Raw genomic sequence first — 3198 nt, forward strand, 5'->3', positions numbered from 1 at the left:
CCCCCGCATCCTTCGCCGGGAGCTCGCGACCCGCCCCGCGCCGACGTGCGGCCCGCGAGCGCCCGGCGAAGGATGCGGGGGAACGCACCACGAGGAGGTCCCACCATGACCAGCGCCCCGCTGGAGCCGCGCGCCACGCCGAGCGCGCGCACCGACGCGTCCGACGTCGCCGGCGACGCCGCGGCCGCCGGGCCGGCGCAGACCACCGGCGAGCCGGGCACCGCGCAGACCCCGCCGGGCTACCCCGAGCCCGACGAGGTCGACCCCGCCGAGGGCCCGCTGGCCGGGCGCGACCCCGCCCTGCTGGGCGACCTGGCCCACCCCGGCGCCCCCGCGCACCACGGCCCGCCCGGGCAGGGCTGAGGCCCCCTCAGCCCGCGGCGGGGTCCAGCACCAGCTCCACCGGCGCCGCCACCGGCCCCGGGCGGGGCACGCCCCCGCCCGGGGCCGGGGTCACGCGCCCCAGCACCCGCGCACCGCGCGCGCCGGTGCACGAGGGTTCGCTGCCGGGCAGCCCGTGCAGCGCCGCCCACCCCAGCAGCGCGAACGCCACCGCCTCCTTCGCGTCCGCCGGGCAGCCCAGCTCCTCGCTGGGCAGCACCTCCACCCCGGGCAGCCGCCGCGCCAGCGCGGTCAGCAGCGCGGGGTTGCGCACCCCGCCGCCGGAGGCGAACAACCGCTCCAGGTGCGCCGGGCGCACCGCCGCGGCCACGGTGCGCGCCGTCAGCTCCGTCAGCGTGGCCACCAGGTCCGGCAGGTCCGGTGAACGGCCGGTGCGGCGCAGCGCGGCGGCGACGTGCCCGGCGTGGAAGAGCTCCTTGCCGGTGCTCTTGGGCGCCGGGCGCGCGTAGTACGGCTCGGTGAGCAGCTCCGCCAGCAGCGCCTCGTCCACGGCGCCGGCGGCGGCCAGGCGCCCGTCGCGGTCGAAGCCGTCCGGCACCGAGGGGTCGGCGGCCACCACCGCGTCGATCAGCGCGTTGGCCGGGCCGGTGTCCCACGCCAGCGGGGCCGAGCCCGGCGCGCACACGGTGACGTTGGCGATGCCGCCGAGGTTCAGCGCCCCGGCCCGCCGCCCCGCCGCGGTCAGCGGGGCCAGCAGCAGCCGGTCCAGCAGCGGCACCAGCGGGGCGCCCTGCCCGCCGGCGGCCACGTCCGCGGCCCGCAGGTCCGAGACCACCGCCAGCCCGGTCGCCTCCGCGATCCACGCCGGCTGCCCGACCTGCAGGGTGCCCAGCGCCCGCCCGCCGCGCACCCAGTGGTGCACCGTCTGCCCGTGGCTGCACACCGCGTCCACCGCCGTCCCGGCGGGCAGCGCCGCCAGCGCCGCCGCCGCCGCGGCGGCGAACTCCTGCCCCACGCGGGTGTCCAGCTCGCACAGCGCCGCCGCGCTGGAGGGGTTGGGCGGCAGCGCGGCCACCAGCGCCTGCCGCAGCGCGGGGGAGTACGGCACCGAGCCGGTGTGCTCCAGGCGCCCGCGCAGGTGCGTCCCCTCGGCGCGGAAGCCCACCACCGCGGTGTCGATCCCGTCGTGGGAGGTCCCCGAGATCATCCCCAGCACGCGCATCAGCGCACCCCCGGCACCCGCGAGAGCCGGCCGCCGGCGGCCGGCTCTCGCGGGTGCCGGGGGTGCGCTGATGCGCGTGCTGGGGATGATCTCGGGGACCTCCCACGACGGGATCGACACCGCGGTGGTGGGCTTCCGCGCCGAGGGGACGCACCTGCGCGGGCGCCTGGAGCACACCGGCTCGGTGCCGTACTCCCCCGCGCTGCGGCAGGCGCTGGTGGCCGCGCTGCCGCCCAACCCCTCCAGCGCGGCGGCGCTGTGCGAGCTGGACACCCGCGTGGGGCAGGAGTTCGCCGCCGCGGCGGCGGCGGCGCTGGCGGCGCTGCCCGCCGGGACGGCGGTGGACGCGGTGTGCAGCCACGGGCAGACGGTGCACCACTGGGTGCGCGGCGGGCGGGCGCTGGGCACCCTGCAGGTCGGGCAGCCGGCGTGGATCGCGGAGGCGACCGGGCTGGCGGTGGTCTCGGACCTGCGGGCCGCGGACGTGGCCGCCGGCGGGCAGGGCGCCCCGCTGGTGCCGCTGCTGGACCGGCTGCTGCTGGCCCCGCTGACCGCGGCGGGGCGGCGGGCCGGGGCGCTGAACCTCGGCGGCATCGCCAACGTCACCGTGTGCGCGCCGGGCTCGGCCCCGCTGGCGTGGGACACCGGCCCGGCCAACGCGCTGATCGACGCGGTGGTGGCCGCCGACCCCTCGGTGCCGGACGGCTTCGACCGCGACGGGCGCCTGGCCGCCGCCGGCGCCGTGGACGAGGCGCTGCTGGCGGAGCTGCTCACCGAGCCGTACTACGCGCGCCCGGCGCCCAAGAGCACCGGCAAGGAGCTCTTCCACGCCGGGCACGTCGCCGCCGCGCTGCGCCGCACCGGCCGTTCACCGGACCTGCCGGACCTGGTGGCCACGCTGACGGAGCTGACGGCGCGCACCGTGGCCGCGGCGGTGCGCCCGGCGCACCTGGAGCGGTTGTTCGCCTCCGGCGGCGGGGTGCGCAACCCCGCGCTGCTGACCGCGCTGGCGCGGCGGCTGCCCGGGGTGGAGGTGCTGCCCAGCGAGGAGCTGGGCTGCCCGGCGGACGCGAAGGAGGCGGTGGCGTTCGCGCTGCTGGGGTGGGCGGCGCTGCACGGGCTGCCCGGCAGCGAACCCTCGTGCACCGGCGCGCGCGGTGCGCGGGTGCTGGGGCGCGTGACCCCGGCCCCGGGCGGGGGCGTGCCCCGCCCGGGGCCGGTGGCGGCGCCGGTGGAGCTGGTGCTGGACCCCGCCGCGGGCTGAGGGGGCCTCAGCCCTGCCCGGGCGGGCCGTGGTGCGCGGGGGCGCCGGGGTGGGCCAGGTCGCCCAGCAGGGCGGGGTCGCGCCCGGCCAGCGGGCCCTCGGCGGGGTCGACCTCGTCGGGCTCGGGGTAGCCCGGCGGGGTCTGCGCGGTGCCCGGCTCGCCGGTGGTCTGCGCCGGCCCGGCGGCCGCGGCGTCGCCGGCGACGTCGGACGCGTCGGTGCGCGCGCTCGGCGTGGCGCGCGGCTCCAGCGGGGCGCTGGTCATGGTGGGACCTCCTCGTGGTGCGTTCCCCCGCATCCTTCGCCGGGCGCTCGCGGGCCGCACGTCGGCGCGGGGCGGGTCGCGAGCTCCCGGCGAAGGATGCGGGGG

General features: G+C 80.8%; 4 protein-coding genes. 2 read left to right on the forward strand and 2 right to left on the reverse strand.

Annotated features, from left to right (window positions below):
* Window positions 1-105 precede the first annotated feature (105 nt).
* The gene (locus tag GTR00_RS17665; protein WP_166612890.1) at window positions 106-363 is read left to right on the forward strand and encodes a hypothetical protein; all 258 of its coding nucleotides are present in this window, start codon (window positions 106-108) and stop codon (window positions 361-363) included.
* A 7-nt stretch (window positions 364-370) separates the two neighbouring features.
* Here GTR00_RS17665 and GTR00_RS17670 read toward each other — a convergent pair whose 3' ends face one another.
* Window positions 371-1564, reverse strand: coding sequence for an anhydro-N-acetylmuramic acid kinase (locus tag GTR00_RS17670; protein ID WP_166612891.1), 1194 nt, complete (start codon window positions 1562-1564; stop codon window positions 371-373).
* Between the two features lie 70 nt (window positions 1565-1634).
* Between GTR00_RS17670 and GTR00_RS17675 the strand changes: the two genes are divergently transcribed.
* Window positions 1635-2828 (forward strand): anhydro-N-acetylmuramic acid kinase, encoded by a 1194-nt coding sequence (locus GTR00_RS17675; RefSeq protein ID WP_166612891.1) that lies wholly within the window; start codon window positions 1635-1637, stop codon window positions 2826-2828.
* A gap of 7 nt (window positions 2829-2835) precedes the next feature.
* Here the strand turns inward: GTR00_RS17675 and GTR00_RS17680 are convergent, their stop codons facing one another.
* A complete protein-coding gene (locus GTR00_RS17680) occupies window positions 2836-3093 on the reverse strand; it encodes a hypothetical protein (RefSeq protein ID WP_166612890.1) in 258 nt (85 codons plus the stop codon).
* Window positions 3094-3198: the final 105 nt, after the last annotated feature.

The sequence above is a fragment of the Kineococcus indalonis genome (genome assembly GCF_009906395.1).
Taxonomy (GTDB): Bacteria; Actinomycetota; Actinomycetes; order Actinomycetales; family Kineococcaceae; genus Kineococcus; species Kineococcus indalonis.

What these genes read in the sequence shown, in the direction of transcription:
- GTR00_RS17665 (WP_166612890.1), top strand. Translation starts at nt 106, where the DNA reads ATGACCAGCGCCCCGCTGGAGCCGCGCGCCACGCCGAGCGCGCGCACC.
- GTR00_RS17675 (WP_166612891.1), top strand. Translation starts at nt 1,635, where the DNA reads ATGCGCGTGCTGGGGATGATCTCGGGGACCTCCCACGACGGGATCGAC.
- GTR00_RS17670 (WP_166612891.1), bottom strand. Translation starts at nt 1,564, where the DNA reads ATGCGCGTGCTGGGGATGATCTCGGGGACCTCCCACGACGGGATCGAC.
- GTR00_RS17680 (WP_166612890.1), bottom strand. Translation starts at nt 3,093, where the DNA reads ATGACCAGCGCCCCGCTGGAGCCGCGCGCCACGCCGAGCGCGCGCACC.